The organism is Williamsia soli, assembly GCF_017377795.1.
GTDB lineage: Bacteria > Actinomycetota > Actinomycetes > Mycobacteriales > Mycobacteriaceae > Williamsia > Williamsia soli.
Genome location: NZ_JAFRDR010000010.1, coordinates 164,443 through 187,325 on the forward strand (window position 1 = coordinate 164,443; position 22,883 = coordinate 187,325).

The window sequence follows — 22,883 nt, forward strand, 5'->3', positions numbered from 1 at the left end:
CGTTTGACCCAGTTTGGATGGGGCGGAAGGCGCGAGCGTGGCGAGGATCTCGGTGGAACGGCGCAGAGACCTGCTGGTCGCGGCCGCATTCCGGGTGATAGCCGATCACGGGGTCGAAGCTGCGACCACCAGGCGTATCAGCGCCGAGGCGGATATGTCGCTGGCGAGCTTCCACTACGCGTTCGAATCCAGGAACGAACTGCTCGCCGAACTGGTCGCGCGTGGGACCTCCGATGAGTTCGCGGCCATCACCGCCCCGTTGACCCCGCCGGCCCGATCGGTCGACCCGTGGACTCTGCCGGACGATATCGGTGAGCTTCTCAAGGCGGGTCTGACGTCGTACCTCGACAGCGTCGTCGCAGACCCGGGTCGCGAAGCCGCGATGATCACCCTGGCCCAGTACGCACGTCGCACCGCGGGGCTCGAGCACTTCGCCCGGCGCCTGTACGAGCGCTATTACGAGATCGCCCAGGCCTCGCTCGAAGCGGCCGCCGAGGCGATGGACGTCTGCTGGGCAACGGACCCGCAGGAGTTGGCACCGCTGGTGGTGGCGGCAACGGACGGCCTCACCCTGGCCTATCTCAACACCGGTGACCGGGACGTCGCCGAGCGGATCATCGACTCGACGGTCGCCATGCTCCGCGGGCATGTGACGCCGCGATGACGGTGCTCACTCCGACCCGGGTCTCGAACCGGTGGATCAGTCTCTTCGCGCTGGCGTGGGTCGGGATCTGGATGGCGCAACTGGCGCCGTTCCAGCTGTCGTTGCCTGAGCAGATCAACGACTGGCTCGGATTCGGAGACCAACTGCGCCAGGACAACTGGCAGGAGAGCGTCACCACGTTCGGCACCATCTCGGGGATGTCGGCGCTGTGCGCACTGATCACCTTTCCCTTGGCGGGTGCACTCAGTGACCGCACCACCAGTCGATTCGGCCGGCGTCGGCCATGGATACTCGGTGGCGTCCTGCTCTTTGCGGTCGGGCTCATCCTGCTCGGGATGCAAGACACCTACTGGGGTCTGGCGATCTGCTGGTGCCTGGCGCTGACCGGTTTCAGTGCCGCGTCGGCCGCATTGACCGCGATGATCAGCGACCAGGTCCAGGTGGATCAACGCGGAGTCGTCTCGAGTTGGGTGTCCGCGCCCCAGGCGATCGGCACCATCGTCGGCATCGCGATCCTGTCGGTACTCGCGCTCGGGTTCCTCGCCGGGTACGCGGTGCTCTCGGTGCTGCTGATCGTCCTGGTGGCACCGTTTCTGTGGTTCGTCGAGGATGTGGCTGTGTCGCACCATGATCGCGCCCGGGTCACCATCCGGCACCTGCTGTCCGAACTCTGGATCTCACCACGCGAGCAACCCGACTTCGGGTGGACACTGCTCGGCCGGATTCTCGTCAACATCGGCAACGCACTGGGTACCTCACTGCTGTTCTTCTACCTGCAGTTCGGCCTCGAGGTCTCCGATCCCGAGATGTCGTTGCTGCTGCTGACCGCCGTCTACATGGTGTTCGTCATCGGGGCGTCGGTGACATCGGGTGTACTCAGTGACCGAATCGGCAGACGCAAACCATTTGTCCTGGTTGCCGGCGTACTGCAGGGGGTTGCGGCTGTGGTCATCGCGGTGGTCCCGAGTCTGCCTTCGACGATGCTCGCCGCGGCGCTCCTCGGCTCAGGGTTCGGATGTTTCCTCGCGGTCGACCAGGCACTGGCCACTCAAGTATTACCCGACGCCGATCACTACGGAAAAGATCTGGGAATCATGAACATAGCGATGGCCGTACCGCAGGCGCTGGGACCACTCCTGGGCGCCTGGATCGTGCACGCGACGTCGGGATTCGCCGGACTCTTCGTTGCCTCCGCGATCTTCGGAGTGCTCGGCGGGATCTCGGTGCTGCAGGTCAGGAGTGTGCGATGACCGATCTCGATCTCGGCAGCGCGGTCATGCGGCCGCAATGGCCCTGGGACGCCGACCCCGAGAGCTATTGGGGTGCAATCGATCATGCCGTCGAAACGTACGGTGCTGTGGACAGCCCGGTGGCCGTCCTCGAGTTGACCGCCCTGCGACACAACCTTGCGGATCTTCGCGCGCGAGCCGGGGGCGTGCCGATCCGGGTGGCGTCGAAATCGTTGCGGGTGCGCTCGGTCATCGAGCAGATCGTGGCGGTCGAAGGGTTTGCCGGAGTGCTCGCCTACGACGTGGCCGAAGCGCACTGGCTGGCGACGACGGGTGGCATCAGCGATGTCTTGGTCGGATACCCGTCACCGAACCCGCGCGCCATCGCGGCGTTGGTGTCCGATCCCGTTGCCGCGGCGCGGGTCACCCTACTGGTGGACTCGGTGGAACAACTCGGGCTGATCGGGAGGGCGATCGCCGGCACGTCCGGCGACGTACGGATTGCGATCGACCTCGACGCCTCGTACAAGACGCCGCTGCTCGGTCACATCGGGGTGCGGCGATCTCCGGTGCGCACCGAGGCCCAGGCAGTGGAACTCGCGCACAACATCGTCGGCCGTGAGCGGATGACGTTGGTGGGCGTGATGTCGTACGAGGCACAGGTCGCCGGCGTCGGGAACGAGGTGCCGGGCAAGCGTCTGCGCAACAGCATAATCGGTGACATGCAGCGACGTTCGATGATCGAGCTCATCGAGCGCCGCACTGCAGTCGTGGCTGCGATCCGAGAGATCGCCGACCTGGAGTTCGTCAACGCAGGGGGCACCGGGTCGATCGAGGCGACCGCGCTCGATCCGTCGATCACCGACATCGCCGCGGGCAGCGGCTTCTTCGGTGGTCACCTGTTCGACAACTACGCGCACTTCAAGCCTGCACCCGCGATGTCTTTTGCGCTGTCTGTGGCGCGGGTCCCCGCGCGGGGGATGGTGACCTGCCTGGGTGGGGGCTGGATCGCCTCCGGCCCGCCCGGGCCCGACCGGCTCCCGTTGCCGGTCTGGCCACCGGGCTTGGAGTACGTGACCCGCGAGGCGGCCGGAGAGGTACAGACTCCGCTGCAGGGCAAACAGGCGCGGCGGCTGACCGTCGGCGATCGGGTGTGGTTGCGCCACACCAAATCCGGCGAGCTCAGCGAGCACGTGAACGCGGTGTTGATCGTCGACGGTGACGCGGTGGTCGGCGAGTTGCCCACGTACCGAGGTGAGGGGAAGTGTTTTCTGTGAGCTCGCGTGCGCCGTCGTCTCCGGGAACATGGCGAAACTGGGGCCGTACCGAGTCGGTCGTCCCGGCGCAGGTGCGCACGCCCAGCGCGGTCGAGGACGTCGTCGCGGCGATCGCGGACGCCCGCGCCGGTGGACTGACGGTCAAGCCGGTCGGTTCGGGTCATAGTTTCAGTGCGATTGCCCTGGCGCCCGGAATCCAATTGGACATGTCGGCGTTGCGCGGACTGGTGTCGGTGGATGCGCACACCGCGCAGGCCACCTTCCGGGCGGGCACCACGTTGCGCGAGATACCGGATCTGCTGGCACCTCACGGATTGGCGATGCCCAATCTGGGCGACATCGACGCCCAGACGCTCTCCGGTGCGACGTCGACGGGCACGCACGGCACGGGCGCGACGTTCGGTGGAATCAGCACGCAGATCGTCGGTCTCGAGATCGTCAGCGGGACGGGGGATGTGCGAAGAATCGACAGCGGACGGCCGGAGTTGCTCTCTGCTGCCGCGCTCGGTCTCGGCGCTCTCGGGGTGGTCACGGAGATCACCCTGCAGTGCGTTCCGAGCTTCGGTTTGCACGCCCAGGAGGGGCCGGAACCGGTCGACGGCGTGATCGATTCGTTCCTGGACTCCGTTGCCGCCCATGACCACTATGAGTTCTACTGGTTTCCGCACACCGGGTTCGCGTTGACCAAGAAGAATGTCCGGGTCGGCGCTGACGTGCCTCCACAGGGGCCGGGCAGAGTTCGGCGCTACATCGACGACGAACTCCTGAGCAACGGGTTGTTCGGTGTGCTGTGCGCGGTGGGGGCCCGGGCGCCGAAGGTGGTCCCGAAGCTGAATTCGCTGGCTGCCAATGCGTTGTCGGCACGTACCTACATCGATTCGTCCACCCGGGTGTTCGTGTCGTCGCGTACTGTGCGATTCCGGGAGATGGAATATGCACTTCCGATCGAGCGGATACCTGAGGCGCTGAACCAGATTCGCGAGTTGATCGCGCGGCGCCGGTACAAGATCAGCTTCCCGCTGGAGGTGCGGGCCGCCGCAGCGGACGACCTGATGTTGTCGACCGCCAGTGGCCGCGCGTCGGGATATATCGCCATCCACCGATACCACGGCGATCGGACCGACGGTTACTTCGACGACGTCGAGGAGATCATGGTGTCCCACGGTGGTAGACCGCATTGGGGGAAGATGCACACGCGAGACGCGGGGTACCTGCGGACCGTGTACCCCCGGTTCGACGAGTTCCTCACCGTACGCGCGGACTTCGATCCGGACCGCGTCTTCGCCAATCCGTATCTGCGCTCGGTACTCGGGACCTGAGAACGCAGGCTCGAGAAAACACAAGGGGGAGAACGACCATGGACGGTGTCGGATCGACAGCGACGCTCGGCCCGGAGATCTCGCGGCGGAAACTACTCGGTGCGGCGGCGGCCGGTACCGTGGTCGCGGGGACGGCGAGCGTGATGGGTATGGGTGCGCCCGGTCTCGCGGGCGCGGCATCGTCCGGTTACCTGGTGGGCGCGGGGCGGGCCGACATGACCGGAGCTGTCGCCGGACAGGGGATGATGGGGTACTCGCAGCCCCAGCAGATCGCTGAAGGTCTGCACATGCGGTACTGGGCGCGGGCCTTCATCATCGTCGACAGTGCCACGGGTAACCGGGTCGTCTTCGTCACCGCCGATTCGGCGTGCCTGTTCGAGTCGATCCATCTCGGAGTGCTGCGCGCGCTGCGGAGGAAATACGGTGCTCTTTACACGGAGGCCAATGTGAACCTCAATGCGACGCACAATCACAACTCGTGTGGCGGAACGGCGTGGGACTACGCGTACTCGCTGGCGGCCTTCGGATTCAAGAAGAACTCGTACGACGCAGAGGTGAGCGGCATCGTCGATGCCATCGACCGGGCTCACGACTCGCTCGCGCCGGGCACGATCAGTTTGGGTCGCAGCGAGTTACACAATGCCAGCGCCCAGCGATCGAGAGCCGCCTTCGATCTCAATCCCCCCGAGGACAAGAAGGTGTTCCCGGGCGCGGTGGACCCGGCCGTGACCGTCCTGCGACTGGCCCAGGGTGGCAACGACATCGGGGTGATCACCTGGTTCTCGACCCATGGCACCTCCATCGCCGATCACAACCGGTTGATCACGGTCGACAACAAGGGTTATGCGAGTCACCGGTGGGAATCCGATGAACCCGGTGTGGTCGCGGCATTTCCGCAGACCAATGCCGGTGACATGTCGCCGAATCTGAACCTGGTGCCGTTCGATCCCTCCGGCCCCACCAAGGACAACAGGGCGAACTGCGCGATCATCGGCGAGCGTCAATACCAGGCCGGACGCGCGGCGCTGGCGGACAGCTCGGCGATGACCCGCGCCGGCGTCGACTCCGTGATCCACTACGTGGACTTCTCCGACGTCGCGATCGATGGTTCGTACACGCCCGACGGCAAGGCGGCCAGGACCAGCCCCGCGATGATGGGTGCCGGTGCGGTCGCCACCAGCACCGAAGACAACTTCGAGCAGCCGTTGCCGTTCGTCTACGAAGGTCAGGTCAACCCCCTGGTTGCGGTGCTGGGTGGGCTCGATGCACCGGTCTCGCCATGGATACGGGACGTGCAGGCCCCCAAGCTGGTCGCCTTCCCGCTGGGTCTGCTCCCGCCCTGGCCGTGGATCCCACAGGTCATGCCCGTCCAGATCATGCGGATCGGCGATCTGGTGCTCGCGGCGGCGCCGGCGGAGTTCACCATCGTGTCCGGGCTGCGGGTGCGACGGGTGGTCGCGAACGCGCTGCGGGTGCCCTTGGACAACGTATTGCTGCAGGGCTTCGCGAACGGGTACAGCCAGTACGTCACCACTCCCGAAGAGTATGTGTCGCAGCAGTACGAGGGCGGGGAGACCCAGTTCGGGCGGTGGACGCTACCGGCGTACATGCAGAGTTTCGACAAGCTCGCAGGTGCGCTGGCGCGCGGAACCGATCTCGGCCACGGGCCTGCGCCACTGGACAAGTCGAGCATTCAACCGGATCTGGTGCCGCCGCCTCCACCCGATGTGCCGGTGGCCGGTCGCCGATTCGGTGACGTGATCACCGCCCCGAAACCTGCGTATCGCGCGGGGGAGAGCGCGGTCGCCGAGTTCGTCGGAGCCCACCCGAACAACAACCTGCGCCGGTCGGACACCTACCTCGAGGTCGAGCAACGTTCGGCTGATGGGTGGACCCGGGTGTGCGACGACAATTCGTGGTCGACCGAGTTGCACTGGTCACGCCCGGAGGGCAGCGTCGACGCGTCGATCATCAAGGTGCTCTGGGCGATTCCGGTGGGTACCTCGGGAACCTTCCGGATCCGATACTTCGGTGATCGGAAGAACCCGGCCGGAAAGGTCACCGGCTTCACCGGCACCTCACGAGCGTTCGAGGTCACCGCCTGAGCGCGCTCAGCGACTGACGGTGAACCAGCCGGACAACGCGACGGTCGGCAGCGGCGCGGACTGGCTCGGCTCGGGTTCGGCGTCGTCCAGTGGCGCAAACGGATTGCCGAAGACCCGGGTGGCGGTAGGACAGATGAACTTGCCCGCCACGCCCTCGGCCGAGAGCGCGGTGATCGTCATCGAGCAGCTGTCGCCCTGGAAGGTGTTGTCGTCCAAGGCGACCGCCACCCGAGCGTTGACCCGCGTGGCCACGGTGAGGTCGCCGACGAGCATGTCGATCGTGACGCCGTCCGCAGCCGGTCCCTTGAAGAGGAACAACAGACTGTCGAGCGGGACTGCCGGATCTGCATTGCCCCAACGCCCGAAGCTGTAGCAGTCGGCATGACCGGCCGCTCCGCTGACGAGTACCGTCGCAGACCCCTTGCCGAACGCGAAGTCCTGCAAACCGTGATCGATGGCGGCACTCGGGGGTTCGCGTCCGCATTCACTGCTTGCGACCTTCGCGTTCGGGGCGGCTGATGGTGTCGGGGCCAGATCCGAGGACGAGGCCCCCGCCGACTCTGGCGGCTCTGACCGATCGCCACACGCGCCGAGGACCAACGCGCCGACGACGGCTGCGGTTGCCACCCGCATGACGCCGAACCGCTTCATCAATCCGCCGTCGCCACCAACGGTTCGAGGGTGAGGTCGCTGTGTTCCTTCTCGATGTACTGCAAGCGCCACTTGTCGCTGACGAGGGCCAGCAACGCGCCGTCGGTGCGCGTGAACACCTCGACACCGCGCTGGCGGCCCAATTCGTCCGCGCTGGCGGCATCCGTGCGCCGAGCCAGCGTGTAAGGCAGCGGCTGGAAACTGGTGTCGACGCCGAACTCGGTCTTCATCCGGGCGGTCACGACCTCGAATTGCATCGGTCCCACCGCGGCCAGGACCGGTGAGGCATCGCCGCGGATGTCGTTGCGCAGCACCTGCACAACGCCTTCCGAGTCGAGTTGGTCGATGGCCTTGCGGAACTGCTTGTACTTGCCCGCCGACTCCGCGCGCAGCATCGAGAAGTGCTCGGGCGCGAAAGACGGGATCGGCGGGTACTGCACCTTGGTGTCGACGTAGAGGGTGTCGCCGGGCGCGAGGGCCATGGCGTTCACCAAACCCACGACGTCCCCCGGGTAAGCGGTGTCGACAGTTGCGCGGGTCTGGCCGAACATCGCCTGGGCGTACTTGGTGGCAAAGGGTTTACCGGTCTGGGCGTGCGTGACGACCATGCCGCGTTCGAACTCGCCGGACACGATGCGCATGTAGGCCAGTCGATCTCGGTGCGAGGAATCCATCCCGGCCTGGACCTTGAACACCACAGCGCTGAACGGGTCGGTGACCTCACGGACGGTCTCGTCGATCGCCTCCCGGCCCTGCGGGGGCGGCGCGAGTTCGACCAGGGTCTGGAGCAGTTGACGCACACCGAAATTGAGCATCGCCGAGGAGAAGATCATCGGCGAGGTCTGGCCGGCCAGGAACATCTCCTGGTCGTGATCCTGCCCCATCTCCGAGAGCAGTTCACTCTCCTCGACCGCGTTGATCCAGTCGTCGCCCTCCTTCTCCAGCGCGGCGTCGGCGTCGAGGAGTTCCTCGGGGGCGATGGTCGCTCCGCCTGCGGTGCGGGTGAAGCGGATGTAGTTGCCGGTGGTGCGATCGAGCAGGCCCTTGAAGTCGCCGGCGATACCGACCGGAACATACAGCGGAGTCGGGGTGAGGCCGATACGCTCGGAGATCTCGTCGATGAGTTCGAGCGGAGTGCGTCCCGGTCGGTCCCACTTGTTCACGATGGTGATGATGGGGATCCCGCGGTGCCGGCAGACCTGGAACAGCTTGAGGGTCTGAGGCTCGAGACCCTTGGCTGCGTCGATCAACATCACCGCGGCATCGACCGCGGTCAAGACCCGGTAGGTGTCCTCGGAGAAGTCGGCGTGGCCAGGTGTGTCGACGAGATTGATGACGGTGACGTCGTCGGAGTCGGGACCATCGAGTCGATAGTTCAACTGCAGAGCCGTCGAACTGACCGAGATACCGCGCGCCTTCTCCATCTCCATCCAGTCCGACACCGTGGAGCGCCGTCCGGCCTTGCCATGGATGGCGCCCGCTTCGCTGATCATGCGGGCGTGCAGCGCCAGCGCCTCGGTCATCGTCGACTTACCGGCGTCGGGGTGGGAGATGATGGCGAAGGTGCGCCGGCGAGCGACCTCGCGGGCCACGACCGAACGAACGGCTGTAGATCCGGTAGCAGCAGCATCAGTCACTCGGACAAGGTTACAGACCTACCCCGAGCAGGCACTAATCCGTCGAGCGTGCCGAAACCACCGCCGACCGTGCCCAAACGGCCACCGAGCGTGCCGAACCGGCGGCCCGGAGTGGCTACTCGAAGGGAACCGGCGGGAGTTTGACGACCTGGGCGGCGTAGCTCAGTCCGGCGCCGTAGCCGAGGAGCAGCGCGGTGTCGCCGGGCTTTGCCTTGCCGCGGGAGAGCAGGTCTTCCATGGCCAGCGGGATGGAGGCCGCGGAGGTGTTGCCGGTGTACTCGATGTCATTGGCGACCACGGCATCCTCGCGCAGCTTCAGGCCGCGGGCGAGGAGTTCGTTGATCCGCGAGTTCGCCTGATGGGGGACGAAGACGTCGAGATCCTTGGCGTCGATCTTGGCGGCGTCGAGTGCGCGCTGCGCAGCCTTGCCCATCTCGAAGGCTGCCCAGCGGAAGACGCTGGTCCCCTCCATGCGGAGGTAGGGGCGTTGTTTACGGTCACCGTTGAGGAAGGTCATCCAGTCGATGTCCTGGCGGATCGCGTCGTACTGCGAGCCGTCGCTGCCCCAGATGACCGGGCCGACGCTCTGCTCTTCGGCTGCACCGAGGACCACTGCGCCTGCGCCGTCGCCGAAGATGAAGCAGTTGCTGCGGTCGGTGGGATCGAGGGTGACCGATAGTTGCTCGGAGCCGATGACCAGCACATTGGTGGCGCTGCCCGCACGGATCATGTCGGCGCCGAGGCCCATCGCGTAGCCGAAGCCGGCGCAGCCGACGGTGACGTCGAATGCCGGTACACCGTTGGCGCCGAGTGCGGTGGCGACAGCGGTCGCCGCAGCCGGGGTCAGCAGTAGGTGGGTGTTGGTCGCGACAATGACGGCGTCGATGTCCGAGCCGCTGATCAGCGCGTTGGCGATGGCTTTGCGGCCGCAGTCGACGGCCATCGTGGTGGCCGATTCATCGGGCGCGCAGAACCGGCGGGTCTTGATACCTGTGCGGGTGTAGATCCATTCATCGCTGGAGTCGATCTGCTGGCAGATCTCTTCGTTGGTGACAACGCGGTCCGGTCGATAGGCGCCGATTCCGAGAATCCCGACGTTGTTGATTCCGGTCTTGTCAGCGATGACAGGCATAGCGTTCCTCTTTTCATTACGGCTTGCACGATGTATCGGTCGGCCGGCACAGCTTGTAACAGGTTAGTTCAGAGCGGCGGCGAAATCTGCGAGCAGGTCACCACGCGTGGACTTGATTCTGGGCATCGTCGAGACTGCGGCCGATCAACAATTCGATCGCATCGGCGGCGTTCTCCAGCAGTAGCGGTACGTCCGGCCGCTCGGTGGTGGAGAAGGGCTTGAGGACGAAGTCGGCGGGATCCTGGCGACCCGGCGGCCGTCCGACACCGAGCCTGACCCGCAGGTAGTCCTTGCTGCCGAGAGCCTGCGAGATCGACCGCAGGCCGTTGTGGCCGCCCTCGCCGCCGCCGCGCTTGAGCCGGACTGCACCGAAATCGATGTCGAGTTCGTCGTGCACGGCGATCAGCGACTCCGGTCCCGTCGAATAGAACGCGGCCAGCGGGCCCACCTGGCGACCGGATTCGTTCATGAAACACGTCGGCTTCGCCAGGACCACCGAAGTGCCACCGAGCCGTCCGACAGCGACCTGCGCGCCGGACTTCTTGTGGGTTTTGAACTTCTCTCCGAGCTTGGCCGCGAGATGATCGACTGCCATCGCCCCCACATTGTGGCGGGTCTTCTCATATCGGCTGCCGGGATTTCCCAGGCCGACAATCACGATCGCATCGGTCACGCGGCCATTCTGTCATCCAGGCCCAGCAGCACCTGCGCGGTGCGTCGGGCGATGTCCGCGGCGTCGACCTGTGCACCCGCCGTTCTCGCGACGATACTGCCTTCGTGAAGCAGCATGAGCTGGCCGGCGAGATAGGCGGGATCCGGATAATCGGCTGCGGCGCAGGTATATTCGAAGAGGTCACGTACCCAGGTCTTCTCTTCGACGATAATCGCGACACCAGGGTGCTCGGTGCCGCCGAGTTCCGCGTACGCGTTGACGAAACCGCAACCGCGACCCCACGACGCCATCCAATGATCGGTGGCGTCGAACACTGCGAGGCACTGCTGGCCTCCGACCGCCTTGTCGGCGATGAACTCGAGGACCAGCGTCCGCCAACGCAGGCTGCGCCGGTGCAGATACGCAACGATGAGGCCGTCTTTGGAGCCGAAGCGGTCGTAGATGGTCTTCTTGGTGGTGCCGGCCGCCTCCGCGATCGATTCGACCCCGACCGCGCGAATTCCGTGCCGATAGAACAGGGTGCCTGCCGCGGAGAGGATGCGTTCGGCCGCGGGTGTCAACGGGGCCTCGACGGGCAATGACAGAGTCGCTGAATCCATGGTGGTCGCTCCTTGAAGGCCGAAGATATACTGCAAGTATACCGACCGGTGTGTTTACCTGTCCGCATGTTCAAAGCTTCGGTGATCTTGGTCTTGATGTGGAGCTCGGGATACCTGGGCGCCGAGATGGCTGCCAGGTATTCGTCGTGGCACATGCTGCTCAGTTGCCGGTTCGCCGTTGCGGCCGTTCTCCTGATCGGCTTCTGTATGGTAAGGCGGCTGCGCATCACGCGTGCCGGGATCGCGCGCCAGGTGGGTCTCGGCGTCGTGATGCAGGGGCTCTACCTCGGCGCCATCAGCGCCGCGGTGGGTGCGGGTCTGAGTCCAGGGATCACCGCCCTCATCTGCTCGCTCCAACCACTTGTCGTCGCGGCTGTTGCAGTGCCGATCCTCGGTGAGCGGATCGGCCCACGGGAATGGCTCGGACTTGCCGTCGGAATCGTCGGCGTCGGTCTCGTCGTCGGTGGGAAGATGAACTCGGGCGGGGCCCCGTGGTGGGCCTACCTGATGTGCGTGGGCGGCATGCTCGCCCTGGTCAGCGGAACACTGACGCAACGACGAATCCATGCTCCCGAATCGATGGCCGCTGCACTGGCTGTGCAGTGTGTGGTGGGCGCCGTCATCTTCTGGGGCGTCAATGTCATTGTGGGCGACATGGTTCCACCGATGACCTTCGATTTCGCTTGGTCGTTGGCTTGGGCGGTCGGTTTTGCGACCTTCGGTGGTTGGGGCGCCTACATGTGGGTCAACAGGGAGGCGGGGCCCATGCATGCGAGCACCCTGTTGCTACTCGTCCCGCCGGCCACGATCCTCATCTCCTGGCCGATGTTCGGTGACGCGATCGGGCCATGGGAAATCGTCGGTGTGGCGGTGAGCGCTGTCGGTGTGGCCATCAAACTGATCGGCGGGCGGGCGCATCCGGGAGTCCTACAGACTGACCCACGACGAACTCCGGCCCGCGACACCGAAGTGCGCGGACCGGAGTTGGTGCGTGAGTGACGCGGTGACTACTCGCTGTCGGTCGAGGTCTCTTCGCCCTCTTCGGCAGGCTCCTCGGCGTCGGTATCGGACTCGGTCTCGGCCTTCTGCGCCTCGTTGACCGCGAGGATGAGCGACTCGGGATCGGAGACCAGGGTGACGCCTTCCGGCAACGTGAGTTCTGCGGCGGTCACGGTGAAGCCGGCAACGGCATCTTCCACGTTCACGACGATCTGCTCGGGGATCGAGAGCACGTCGGCCTCGATCTCGACGACGCTGGCGTCCTGGGTGACCAGGTTGCCCGGAGCGGCGTCACCCTCGACGACGATGGTGACCTCGACGGTCACCTTCTCGCCACGGGTGATGACCACGAAGTCGGCGTGTTCGATGTAGTTGCGGATCGGGTGCACGTCGACCTGCTTGGTCAGCGCGAGCTGCTCACCTTCGCCCTCGATCTTCAGGTCTACGACGGCGTTGAGGCCGTTGTTACGCAGGACGGCTGCGAAGTCGCGGGCCGGAACCAGCAGGTGGCGCGGGGTCGAGCCGTGGCCGTAGAGCACGGCGGGCACGTTGCCTTCGCGGCGGGCGCGGCGCGAGGCGCCCTTGCCGCTCTCGGTGCGGAGCGAAACGTTGATAACGCTGGCCTGATTGGCATTTGCCATGGTGGTGTCTCCTCGGGTGATGCGGGTCTGGGTTCTGCGGGTCACGGCATACGTCGGTAACAGCCACAGCCCACCCTGAGGAAGACCACGCCGCGCCGATCACGGTGACCCAGGGTCACCCTCGCCGAGACAACGGGCCAAACTATACCGCGCCGGCAGAAATATCCTCAATCGCCCATCGCGACCAGCAGATATCTGCCTGCTCGGCACGCCATCAAGGTAGCGTCGCGCCCATGGCAGAAAAGTCCCCCGCAGAGATCTCGCAACTGTTCCTCGAGGCACTGGCCCTCGACGACCCGACGACCGCGCTGACCTTCGTCGACCCAGACATCGCGTACACAAACGTCGGGTTCGCGCCCATCCACGGCAAACGGCGCGTCGCGAAATTCTTCAAGGTGATGGAGAATCCGCGGGTCGGCTTCGGAGTCCAGTTCATCAACGTCACGGCTGATGGTTCGGTAGTGCTGACGGAACGGATCGACGAACTCAGTGTCGGCAGGTTCCGACTGCAGTTCTGGGTCTGCGGCCGGTTCGAGGTGCACGACGGACTCATCACCGTCTGGCGCGACTACTTCGACTTCTTCCAGTTCTTCGTGAAAGCGCCCCTTCGAGGCCTGGTCGCCCTCGCGCTGCCGGGGACGCAGAAACCACTTCCCAAGCCCACCGTGACCGGCGTCGCGTCGATCGGCTGAACCACGGTCTGCGCTAAAGGATCTCGTCGACCGATTCGACCGGCCGCGTGAGCCGGGTGCCCTTGTCGGTGACGACGAAAGGCCGCTCGATCAGGATCGGGTTGGTCGCCATTGCGTCGAGCAGCTGGTCGTCGGTGGCGTCGGCGAGATCGAGTTCCTTGTACAGCGTCTCCCGTTTGCGCACCGCTTGCCGCACCTCGAGGCCGGCGTCGGAGATCATTTGCTCCAGCGCGACGCGACTCGGCGGGGTTTCCAGGTACTTCACGATCGTCGGCTCCACACCTGCGTCCCGCATGCGCTGCAGGGTCTTACGCGAGGTCGAGCACTTGGGGTTGTGATAGATCGTCGCGGCCATGAGGCTGTGGCTCCTACGCGTTTCCATTGAAAAGGCTTGTCACCGAACCGTTTTCGAAAACCTCGCGAATGGTGCGGCCGAGCAGGGGGGCAATCGAGAGGACGGTCAAGTTCTCGAACTGCTTGTCCGGGCCGATCGGCAGGGTGTCGGTCGCGATGACCTCGCGGGCTCCACAGCTCGCCAGACGCTCGGCTGCCGGGTGGGAGAACACACCGTGGGTGGTGGCGATGACGACGTCGCCGGCGCCGGCGTCCTTGAGGACCCGGACCGCTCCGGCGATGGTGCCGCCGGTGTCGATCATGTCGTCGATGAGGACGCAGGTGCGACCTTCGACATCACCGACCACACGGTTGGACTTCACCTGGTTGGGCACCAGGGGATCACGGGTCTTGTGGATGAAGGCCAGCGGCGCGCCGTCCAGTGCATCGGCCCACTTCTCCGCCACGCGCACACGGCCGGAGTCGGGCGAGACGACGGTGATGTCTTTGGTGCCGTACTTGTCTTTGACGTATTCGGCCAGCTGCCCCTGGGCATGCATGTGATCGACGGGGCCGTCGAAGAAGCCCTGGATCTGATCGGTGTGCAGGTCGACCGTGATGATGCGGTCGGCGCCTGCGGTCTTGAGGAGATCAGCGACCAGACGTGCCGAGATCGGTTCGCGGCCACGGTGTTTCTTGTCCTGGCGGGCGTAGGGGTAGAACGGCAGGATTGCGGTGATGCGCTTGGCTGATCCGCGCTTGAGCGCATCGATCATGATCAGCTGTTCCATCAGGTGCTTGTTCAGCGGCGCCGGGCAGCTCTGCAGCACGAAGGCGTCGGAACCACGGACCGACTCCTCGAAGCGCACGAAGATCTCGCCGTTGGCGAAGTCACGCGCTGTCTGGGGGGTCACCTTGATGTCGAGCTCGCGCGCGACGGCGTCGGCCAGTTCGGGATGTGCGCGACCAGAGAACAGCATCAGGCTCTTCTGGTTGTCAGTCGTGGTCCAGGTCACTGGGTGTCTCTTTCTTGTTGCGTGTTCTCGGCGACTGGGGCGCCCCGTGCTTCGGCAGCGGCCCGGGCTGAGGGCGTACCGGGTCGCTTGGATTGCACCCAGCCGTCGATGTTTCGTTGTTTGCCGCCGGAGATCGCCAAGGCGCCTGCGGGCACATCCTGCGTCAAAACCGTACCTGCTCCGGTGTAGACGCCATCACCGACATTGAGTGGTGCGACGAACATGGTGTCCGAACCGGTGCGACAGTGCTTTCCGATCACGGTTCGGGTCTTCTTGACGCCGTCGTAGTTCACGAAGACGCTGGACGCCCCGATGTTGGTGCCCTCGCCGATGGTCGCGTCGCCGACATAGGTCAGATGGGGCACTTTCGCACCCCGGCCGATGTCGGAGTTCTTGGTCTCGACGAAGGTGCCGATCTTGCCCTCGTCCCCGAGTACGCTTCCCGGCCGCAGAAACGCGAACGGTCCGACCTGGGTGCCGGATCCGATCACCGATTCGCTGGCCTGCGTGCGGATGATCGTTGCGCCCGTGCCCACCGTGACGTCGGTGAGGGTGCTGTCCGGACCGATGCGGGCGTCCGTCTCGATGCTCGTCCGACCGTGCAGTTGTGTCCCGGGCAGGATCGTGACGTCCGACGCGATCGTGACGTCGACGTCGATCCAGGTGCTGGTGGGGTCGATGATCGTGACCCCGGCCAGCATGTGGCGGGCCAGTGTGCGCCGGTTGAGTTCAGCGCCGAGGTCGGAGAGCTGCAGACGGTCGTTGCAACCGGCCACCAGTGCCGCGTCGACGATGTGCTTGGCGCGCACCACTTTCGAGTGGCGGTTCGCGATCTCGATCACGTCGGTGAGGTAGAGCTCGTGCTGTGCGTTGTCAGGGGACAACTCTGCGAGCGCACCGCGCAGGGTGCGGCCATCGAACGCGTAGACCCCGGAGTTGACCTCGGTGATCTGTCTTTGCTGTTCGGTCGCATCCTTCTGTTCGACGATCGCGGTCACGGCTCCGTCCTGGGTGCGCAGCACGCGGCCGTACCCGGTCGGGTCTGCGACTGTCGAGGTCAGCAGCGTGACGGACGCCGGGGGCGAGGAGGTGTGCGCGGCGATCAGGTCACGCAACGTCGGACCATCGAGCAGCGGGACGTCGGCGGCCGTGACGAGGACGGTGCCGTCGAAGTCGTCGGGTAGTGCGGAAAGGCCGGTCCGCACGGCGTCGCCGGTGCCGTTCTGTTGCTCCTGGACCGCGGTCAGGACCTCACGGTCGAGGGTGGCAGCCACATCTGCGCAGGCCGCGCCCACTTTCTCGCGGTCGTGGCCGACGACCACCACCAGGTGATCGGGCTCGATGTCGGCGGCCGCATGCAGAGCATGGGAGAGCAGCGACCTCCCACCGATGCCGTGCAGAACTTTCGGGGTCGCCGATTTCATGCGGGTGCCGGCGCCTGCAGCGAGCACGAGGACGGCCGTCGGCCCTGACTTGGACGCCACGGACATAGGACTCCCTTGCCGGGTTGGAAGCGGGGGAACGGCCCGATCCTACGCACCTTCAGAGGGCACTTGATACAACTGGTGGGGTTCGCCAGCGGCATCGGCCCGAGTTGTCCACGGTGTCTTCCGGCGATTGATCCGGGTTTCTTCGACAAGGGAGTTGATGTGAGCGAGCAGAGAACAGCGATTGTCACCGGCGCGGCGCGTGGGATCGGAGCCGCAGTGGCCAAGAAACTGGCTGCAGACGGGTTGGCGATCGCGGTCCTGGACCTCGACGAGGCCAGCACCGCCGATACCGTCAAGGCGATCACCGACGCCGGCGGCCGTGCGTTGGGAGTCGGCGCCGATGTCTCCGAGGAAGATTCCGTTGCCGCTGCAGTCGAGAAGATCGCCAAGGAACTCGGCGATCCGACGGTGCTGATCAACAACGCCGGTATCACCCGGGACAACCTGCTCTTCAAGATGCCGGTGTCCGATTGGGATGCGGTGATGAACGTGCACCTGCGCGGTGCCTTCCTGATGACGCGTGCTGTGCAGCAGTACATGGTGGCCGCGAAGTTCGGGCGCGTCGTCAACCTGTCGAGCACCTCGGCCCAGGGCAATCGAGGCCAGGTCAACTACTCCGCCGCCAAGGCCGGTATGCAGGGCTTCACCAAGACCCTTTCCATCGAACTGGGCAAGTTCGGCGTCACCGCGAACGCCATCGCGCCCGGCTTCATCGAGACGGAGATGACCGCCGCCACCGCAGAACGCGTCGGTGTCTCGTTCGAGGACTTCAAAGCGGCAGCCGCATCTCAGATCCCGGTGGCCCGCGTCGGTCAGCCCGACGACATCGCGAACACCGCTGCCTTCTTCGTCAGCGAGGGCGCGGGCTTCGTGTCCGGCCAGGTCATCTACGTCGCGGGTGGCCCCAAGGACTGATGTGCAGGCGGGTGGTGGGTGCGTGTTCTCTCGCACCCACCACTCGTGGCACAATCGTTTTGCACAATCCGCCATGGTGTAATCGGCAACACTCCTGATTTTGGTTCAGGTATTCTAGGTTCGAGTCCTGGTGGCGGAGCAAACACGCTGGTGAGGCCAACAAAATGTCCTTGAGAAGGGGCCCATGGACGGCGTGAGCGACTACAGCGGCGGACCTGGAAACACTGCGCGTTCAAGAACATTGATCTGGTTGCTCGCCGCAATTCTCGGCACCGTCCTGGTGGCCACCGCGGTTGTTCTCGCGTTCGTGTTCGTCGATTCGTCGGATGCCGAGCCTTCGGCGGCATCCACCACCACAATCACCCTGCCTCCGCCGGTGACCGAGACAGTGACTCAACAAGCACCGGTGCCGCAACCGATCGTTCCTACTGTCGCAGAGCCGACTGTCGAGGAACCCGCGGCGCCGCAAGCCGCTGTCGGTACGACGTGCGATACCCCGGGTTATGTGGGTTTCGATGCCTCCGGGCCGAACTGGTCTGCCAGTACATGGGGGCCGGCGGTGGGTACAGATGGGTGAACATCGTGGCGTCGTCTGGACCCGGCGAACTCGGAGGCCCCTGCGATCCGGCAACGCAGGCGACTGCTCGTACATCTGATGGCCAAGCGCTGCTGTGCTCGCCTGGCCCGAACGGGGAGCCTGGTATCTGGATGGACGGTCCGTAGCGTGCCGGTCGAGCCCTCAAGGCCGTTGACCGGAATCCCTTTTCGCCTGACCGTTGCGCGTAGCGCGCCGCGACAAATACACATCGTTCAGTCAAAAGCAAATGTTGCAGCAGGTGCTTTTGACTGAACTGTGTGCATTTGTTGTCAGCACCAGCCCAGCCGCCGGAGCGGTTCCGGCATCGGCGACCGGCCTATAGTGAGCCGCACAAGGTCAGGGTTCGTAACAGGAGGGACAGTGGTGGCAGTCGACCGTCCCACGGCGCAGGAAGAAAAGGTCCAACGGGCGCCGCGGGCGCGAATGACCGGCACCCAGCGGCGGCACCAGCTCATCGAGGTCGCCCGGGGACTGTTCGCCGAGCGCGGCTTCGAGGGCACGTCGATCGAGGAGATCGCCCAGCGGGCCGGGGTCTCGAAACCTGTTGTCTACGAACACTTCGGTGGCAAAGAAGGCCTCTACGCGGTGGTTGTCGACCGCGAGATGGAAACCCTGTTGGAGATGGTCACGTCGTCTCTGACCAAAAACCGATCTCGCTACCGCGTTCAGCAGGTGGCACTTGCGTTGCTGACGTATATGGAAGACCGCACCGAGGGCTTCCAGATCCTGGTGCGAGGTACGCCGACCTCAGGGGATTCAGGTCGCTATTCCAGTCTGTTGACCGATGCGATCAGTCAGGTGGAGCATCTGCTCGCCAGTGACTTCCAACGCCGTGACCGCGACCCCGCGCTGGCCCCGCTCTACGCGCAGGCGCTCGTCGGAATGGTCACGGCAACCGCGCAGTGGTGGCTCGACGTCCGCGAACCGTCCAAGGAGGTGGTTGCGGCGCACCTGGTCAACCTCTGCTGGAACGGGCTGATGCACCTCGAGCAGGATCCACATCTGGTGGGACCCAACGAGCGGCAGGATGACGAGGGCACGGAGTCCTGACAGTGGTCAGGTCAGCTGCAGACTGCGTTTGCTCAGACCCATCCAGAATCCGTCGATGACCTGCTTGCCGACCTGTTCGGCGTCGTCGCTGGCACCCAACGCCACGAACAGAGGCGACCAGTGCTCGGCGGTGGGGTGGGCGTACGGCATTCCGGGCGCTTCGGTCTGGAACCGGATCAGCGATTCCACGTCGCCGGCCGCGAAGCGTTCTCCGGCCCAGACGTCGAACTCCTTCGACCAGGCAGGTGCGGCGGCATCGGGACGCCAGTCGCGCAGAAATGGCAGGCCATGGGTGGTGAAGCCCGACCCGACGATCAGCACGCCCTCGTCGCGCAACGGCCGCAGTCGTCGGCCGAGATCGAGCAACTTCTCCGGGTCGAGCGTCGGCAGCGAGATCTGCAGCACCGGGATCTGTGCCTCCGGGTACATGACGGTCAGCGGTACGTAAGCACCATGGTCGAGTCGACGGTGCGAATCGTGATGCACCGCTTGTTGATCGGGCATCAGCGCGGCAACCTTGGCGGCCAGGTCGACGGCACCGGGCGCGTCATACCGGACGCGGTAGTAGTGCTCGGCGAATCCGCCGAAGTCGTACGTGAGAGGCACCGAGGGGTCGGTTGCGCCGATGGTCAGCGGCGCGGACTCCCAGTGGGCCGACACCATCAGGATCGCCGTGGGTGTGGGTAGGTCCGTGGACCACTGATTCAATTCGGACACCCACCGGGCATCATCGACCAACGGGGGAGCGCCGTGGCTCAAATACAAGGCCGGCATACGCGTCATGGACATGATCATACAAACACGGACCGCGGTCCGCTTGATTCCCGAGGGTGTGAAGGCGCAGCTCAGATGGGTGGTGTGTCCGAATCATCGACGTCGAACTGCATCAGGATGCAATCGACCCAGATCCCGTGCTTGAAGCCCACCCGTGTGAGTCGGCCCACGTCCTCGAAGCCCGCCTTGGTGTGTAAAGCGATCGATCCGGTGTCGGCGACGTCCGCGATCACCGCGACGATCCTGCGGACCGGGGTGTCGGCAACAGCGTCGAGCAGGCTCCGCAGCAGCGCCTTGCCGTACCCCTTGCCGGTGTGGTCCGGACTGAGGTAAATGGTGTTCTCCACGGTCCAGTCGAAGGCCCGCTTCACCCGGTATTGGCCGACGTAGGCGAAGCCCACGACCGCACCGCTGTCGTCCTCGGCGACCAGGAACGGCAGTCGAGCGGCATGTAGGTCGGCGCGCTTGACCTTCCACTCGGCGGCAGTCGGGGCGTCGTAGTCGAAGGTGATCACGGTGTTGTCGACGTAGTACTTGTAGATCTCGGCCACCGCGACGCAATCGGGCGCAGTACCGGGACGAATGGTGACGGTCACAGGGCGAACCTGGTGCCTGTCGCACTCTCGGCGAGCTCCCACAGCAGACCCGCCGTGCGGAAGTCGCAGGCAGCTGGGGTGCGCCCGACGAATGTCGGTCCACCGCGCAGGCCGAATCTACCGTCGGGTCCCACATACGCACCCGAGGGCACGTCGGGTGTGAGGGCGTAGAGCGTCAATGCCGCGCCTTCGGCAGGGCTGTTCGCCAGGACGTTCCCGGCCCCCTCGATGATCTTGTCGACCGGACCGATCCCCGTGAGCCCTAGGATGCCGGTGGTTGCCCAACCGGGGTGCGCGATCGCCGTCGACACCCCAGAGCCCGCCGCCCGCAGACGGCGGTCGAGCTCGAGCGCCCACAACATGTCTGCGAGTTTCGACTGTGAATAGGCCTTCGGTCTGCTCCACGCTCGTCGTTCGAAGTGCGGGTCATCGAGTCTGACCGTGCCGGTCTTGTGTGAGGTCGACCCGACGATCACCACACGATCGGCAATGTGCGGCAACAGGAGATTGGTGAACGCGAACGGGCCCAGAAAGTTTGTGCCCAAGCACATCTCGAAGCCGTCGACGGTCCGGGTGTGTTCGCGGGCCATCACCCCCGCGTTGTTGATGAGGCTGTCGATCTGCCCCAGTCCCTCGGCGCACCGTCTGACCGATGCCAGATCGGCGACATCGAGCTCGACCACTTCGGTACGGGCCCCTGCGGTTTCGGACGCAAGCTGAGCTGCGCGCTCCTTGCCCCGCTCGAGATCCCGGACGGCCAGCACCACCTGGGCGCCCACTCGTGCGAGACCACGAGCGGTTTCCCAGCCGATCCCGTTGGTCGCGCCGGTGACGACGATGCGCTTGCCGTCCATTCGTGGCAGGTTCGCCGCCGACCAGCGTGATGTCATGCGGTCAGCTTAGTGGAGGTCGCCCTGCCGTCATCGCCGCGGCGATCGACTCAGACGATTCCGCTGGGTGCTCGCCGGCTGCCGGGCTCCTGCGTCGGCATGCTGTTGGCGGGCACGGGATACGGAGAGCCGAGGCCCACAAAGCCTGCGCCGACGTTCGGCCCGCATTGCGCCGCCGCCAGCTCGACTTTGGGCGCGGGATCGCTGAACCGTGGCCGTCTCGCGTCTGGGGACGCCGCGAAGTCGAACGCCGACGTCATGTCCCCGGTGACGCTGCGTCGCCACGGGGTCAGATTGGGGACGTCGACGCCGAATCTGGTTTCTATCAGGCGCAGCTGGGACGTGTGGTCGAAGGTCTCGGAAGCAATCAGTCCGCCGCGGCTGTACGGGGAGATGACGAACCCCGGCACTCGATAGCCCAGACCGATCGGCCCGCGTACACCCTTCGACGACGCCACCGAGTTCAGATTCGGGACCCTCACGTATTCGCCCGGGGTGCCTTCGGGCGCGGTCGGCGGGGTGACGTGATCGAAGAATCCGCCGTTCTCGTCGTAACTGATGATCAACGCCGTCTTCTCCCACACCTTCGGGTTGGACGTCAGGATGTCGAGAAGTTGCACGATCCCGACGGCGCCGAGCGCGGCAGGAAGTGCCGGGTGCTCGCATTCGAGGAGGTTCGGGACCACCCACGACACCGAGGGCAGTTTGTCCGCGGCGACGTCTGCTGCGAAATCGTTCGGATAGGTGGGCACGATGCCGCGCTGATTGAGTTCGGAGTTCACGTCGGCCGCCTGCGTGAAACAGGCCATCATGCCGTCGAGGATCACCGACGACAGTGGCCCGAAATCCTTGTTGTTGTAGATCTTCCAGCTCACCCCGGCGTCGCGCAGGTTATCGGGCATGGTGCGCCACGAGTACGTGAACTTCGGGAGCTGGGTGGGCGTCTCGAGGAGCGGTCCACCGGCGACGCCGTCGGGGTCGATCGAGGCGCTCATCCAATACAGGCGGTTCGGGTCCGTGGGCCCGATCACGGACGCGTGATAATTGTCGCACAGCGTGAACGCGTCGGCGAGTTCGTAGTGGACAGGTATGTCCTCGCGTTGGTAGTAGCCCATCAGCGCGGGCCCGTTCGCGGGCCCCACCGACTTGATCGACATCGGCAGCCAGCCGTCGTTGCGACCACCGTTCCATGCGGCGTGCAGGCCCGCCCACGAGTGATCGGGGTCGTTGATGCACTCGCCGTCCAGGCTCGGTCCGCGGGTGGTGTCGAGGCGGAACGGCATCGTGTAGCCGGTTGTGGTCGGCCCTACGTTCGGCGCCCAGCCATGTTGCTTCCAGGCGTCGGACGGGTCATCGAAGCCGCGCACGCCCTGGAGGGTCCCGAAGTAATGATCGAACGACCGGTTCTCCTGCATGAAGAACACGAAGTGCTCGATGTCGTCGAGCGAACCGGAGCCGCCTGGGTCGGCGGCGTACGCCCGGTCGATGATCGGGTTCGCCCACGACGCGAGGAATGCAGTGCCGCCGACTGCTGCGACCTTGGCGAAGAACTCGCGCCGGTTCATTCCGGCAAAGGGGCTGGTGGACACGGTAGCGCCTCCTC

The 22,883-nt window shown here is 65.2% G+C and carries 23 protein-coding genes and 1 tRNA gene; 11 read left to right on the forward strand and 13 right to left on the reverse strand.

Going from position 1 to position 22,883, the window contains the following annotated elements; translation table 11 throughout:
- The first annotated feature begins 37 nt into the window (after positions 1-37).
- Genes J3S28_RS23195 through J3S28_RS23215 form a run of 5 tightly spaced genes read left to right on the forward strand, consistent with a single transcriptional unit; the run spans position 38 to position 6,594 of the window.
- Entirely contained in the window at positions 38-664 is a 627-nt protein-coding gene (locus tag J3S28_RS23195) for a TetR/AcrR family transcriptional regulator (RefSeq protein ID WP_207843322.1), read from the forward strand.
- Positions 661-1,914, forward strand: coding sequence for an MFS transporter (locus tag J3S28_RS23200; RefSeq protein WP_207843323.1), 1,254 nt, complete (start codon positions 661-663; stop codon positions 1,912-1,914). The genes J3S28_RS23195 and J3S28_RS23200 overlap by 4 nt, the downstream gene beginning before the upstream one ends.
- Positions 1,911-3,170, forward strand: a complete 1,260-nt coding sequence (locus tag J3S28_RS23205) for an alanine racemase (protein ID WP_237341975.1) — start codon at positions 1,911-1,913, stop codon at positions 3,168-3,170. The genes J3S28_RS23200 and J3S28_RS23205 overlap by 4 nt, the downstream gene beginning before the upstream one ends.
- The gene (locus tag J3S28_RS23210; RefSeq protein WP_307797358.1) at positions 3,158-4,489 is read left to right on the forward strand and encodes a D-arabinono-1,4-lactone oxidase; all 1,332 of its coding nucleotides are present in this window, start codon (positions 3,158-3,160) and stop codon (positions 4,487-4,489) included. The genes J3S28_RS23205 and J3S28_RS23210 overlap by 13 nt, the downstream gene beginning before the upstream one ends.
- Positions 4,490-4,527: 38 nt before the next feature.
- Complete coding sequence (locus tag J3S28_RS23215; protein ID WP_207843324.1) at positions 4,528-6,594, forward strand: neutral/alkaline ceramidase; 2,067 nt, start codon at positions 4,528-4,530, stop codon at positions 6,592-6,594.
- A 6-nt stretch (positions 6,595-6,600) separates the two neighbouring features.
- Here J3S28_RS23215 and J3S28_RS23220 read toward each other — a convergent pair whose 3' ends face one another.
- The 5 genes from J3S28_RS23220 to J3S28_RS23240 all read right to left on the reverse strand — a co-directional run bounded on the left by J3S28_RS23220 (position 6,601) and on the right by J3S28_RS23240 (position 11,286).
- Complete coding sequence (locus tag J3S28_RS23220) at positions 6,601-7,245, reverse strand: hypothetical protein (protein ID WP_207843325.1); 645 nt, start codon at positions 7,243-7,245, stop codon at positions 6,601-6,603.
- Positions 7,245-8,882: a peptide chain release factor 3 gene (locus J3S28_RS23225; RefSeq protein WP_207843326.1), complete on the reverse strand. Its 1,638-nt coding sequence runs from the start codon at positions 8,880-8,882 to the stop codon at positions 7,245-7,247. The genes J3S28_RS23220 and J3S28_RS23225 overlap by 1 nt, the downstream gene beginning before the upstream one ends.
- A gap of 115 nt (positions 8,883-8,997) precedes the next feature.
- Positions 8,998-10,014: a beta-ketoacyl-ACP synthase III gene (locus J3S28_RS23230; RefSeq protein WP_207843327.1), complete on the reverse strand. Its 1,017-nt coding sequence runs from the start codon at positions 10,012-10,014 to the stop codon at positions 8,998-9,000.
- A gap of 97 nt (positions 10,015-10,111) precedes the next feature.
- Positions 10,112-10,687: an aminoacyl-tRNA hydrolase gene (gene pth, locus J3S28_RS23235; RefSeq protein WP_207843328.1), complete on the reverse strand. Its 576-nt coding sequence runs from the start codon at positions 10,685-10,687 to the stop codon at positions 10,112-10,114.
- Positions 10,684-11,286, reverse strand: a complete 603-nt coding sequence (locus tag J3S28_RS23240; protein ID WP_207843329.1) for a TetR/AcrR family transcriptional regulator — start codon at positions 11,284-11,286, stop codon at positions 10,684-10,686. The genes pth and J3S28_RS23240 overlap by 4 nt, the downstream gene beginning before the upstream one ends.
- A gap of 66 nt (positions 11,287-11,352) precedes the next feature.
- Between J3S28_RS23240 and J3S28_RS23245 the strand changes: the two genes are divergently transcribed.
- On the forward strand, positions 11,353-12,285 hold the full coding sequence (locus tag J3S28_RS23245) for a DMT family transporter (RefSeq protein WP_207843330.1): 933 nt from the start codon (positions 11,353-11,355) through the stop codon (positions 12,283-12,285).
- 8 nt (positions 12,286-12,293) lie between these two features.
- Here the strand turns inward: J3S28_RS23245 and J3S28_RS23250 are convergent, their stop codons facing one another.
- A complete protein-coding gene (locus J3S28_RS23250; RefSeq protein ID WP_207843331.1) occupies positions 12,294-12,926 on the reverse strand; it encodes a 50S ribosomal protein L25/general stress protein Ctc in 633 nt (210 codons plus the stop codon).
- 233 nt (positions 12,927-13,159) lie between these two features.
- On the opposite strand from J3S28_RS23250, the gene J3S28_RS23255 reads away from it, so the two are divergent.
- On the forward strand, positions 13,160-13,618 hold the full coding sequence (locus J3S28_RS23255; protein WP_207843332.1) for a limonene-1,2-epoxide hydrolase family protein: 459 nt from the start codon (positions 13,160-13,162) through the stop codon (positions 13,616-13,618).
- Between the two features lie 13 nt (positions 13,619-13,631).
- On the opposite strand, the gene arsC is transcribed toward J3S28_RS23255, so the two are convergent.
- From arsC to glmU, 3 genes are read right to left on the reverse strand one after another with little or no spacing between them, the layout of a single operon-like run.
- Entirely contained in the window at positions 13,632-13,973 is a 342-nt protein-coding gene (gene arsC / locus J3S28_RS23260) for an arsenate reductase (glutaredoxin) (protein WP_207843333.1), read from the reverse strand.
- Positions 13,974-13,986: 13 nt separating this feature from the next.
- A complete protein-coding gene (locus tag J3S28_RS23265) occupies positions 13,987-14,967 on the reverse strand; it encodes a ribose-phosphate diphosphokinase (protein ID WP_207843334.1) in 981 nt (326 codons plus the stop codon).
- Complete coding sequence (gene glmU, locus J3S28_RS23270) at positions 14,964-16,457, reverse strand: bifunctional UDP-N-acetylglucosamine diphosphorylase/glucosamine-1-phosphate N-acetyltransferase GlmU (protein WP_207843335.1); 1,494 nt, start codon at positions 16,455-16,457, stop codon at positions 14,964-14,966. Before glmU ends, J3S28_RS23265 begins: the two co-directional genes overlap by 4 nt.
- Before the next feature lie 159 nt (positions 16,458-16,616).
- Between glmU and fabG the strand changes: the two genes are divergently transcribed.
- The 4 genes from fabG to J3S28_RS23290 all read left to right on the forward strand — a co-directional run bounded on the left by fabG (position 16,617) and on the right by J3S28_RS23290 (position 19,020).
- Positions 16,617-17,372: a 3-oxoacyl-ACP reductase FabG gene (gene fabG, locus J3S28_RS23275; protein ID WP_207843336.1), complete on the forward strand. Its 756-nt coding sequence runs from the start codon at positions 16,617-16,619 to the stop codon at positions 17,370-17,372.
- 67 nt (positions 17,373-17,439) lie between these two features.
- Positions 17,440-17,511, forward strand: a tRNA-Gln gene (locus tag J3S28_RS23280).
- Between the two features lie 45 nt (positions 17,512-17,556).
- Positions 17,557-17,949, forward strand: a complete 393-nt coding sequence (locus tag J3S28_RS23285) for a hypothetical protein (RefSeq protein WP_207843337.1) — start codon at positions 17,557-17,559, stop codon at positions 17,947-17,949.
- 384 nt (positions 17,950-18,333) lie between these two features.
- Positions 18,334-19,020: a TetR family transcriptional regulator gene (locus J3S28_RS23290; RefSeq protein WP_307797377.1), complete on the forward strand. Its 687-nt coding sequence runs from the start codon at positions 18,334-18,336 to the stop codon at positions 19,018-19,020.
- Between the two features lie 6 nt (positions 19,021-19,026).
- On the opposite strand, the gene J3S28_RS23295 is transcribed toward J3S28_RS23290, so the two are convergent.
- Genes J3S28_RS23295 through J3S28_RS23310 form a run of 4 tightly spaced genes read right to left on the reverse strand, consistent with a single transcriptional unit; the run spans position 19,027 to position 22,869 of the window.
- Positions 19,027-19,809 (reverse strand): dioxygenase family protein, encoded by a 783-nt coding sequence (locus J3S28_RS23295; protein WP_207843338.1) that lies wholly within the window; start codon positions 19,807-19,809, stop codon positions 19,027-19,029.
- 56 nt (positions 19,810-19,865) lie between these two features.
- Entirely contained in the window at positions 19,866-20,390 is a 525-nt protein-coding gene (locus J3S28_RS23300; protein WP_207843339.1) for a GNAT family N-acetyltransferase, read from the reverse strand.
- On the reverse strand, positions 20,387-21,280 hold the full coding sequence (locus J3S28_RS23305) for an SDR family NAD(P)-dependent oxidoreductase (protein ID WP_207843340.1): 894 nt from the start codon (positions 21,278-21,280) through the stop codon (positions 20,387-20,389). Before J3S28_RS23305 ends, J3S28_RS23300 begins: the two co-directional genes overlap by 4 nt.
- Positions 21,281-21,330: 50 nt before the next feature.
- Positions 21,331-22,869, reverse strand: coding sequence for a phospholipase C (locus J3S28_RS23310; protein WP_207843341.1), 1,539 nt, complete (start codon positions 22,867-22,869; stop codon positions 21,331-21,333).
- Positions 22,870-22,883: the final 14 nt, after the last annotated feature.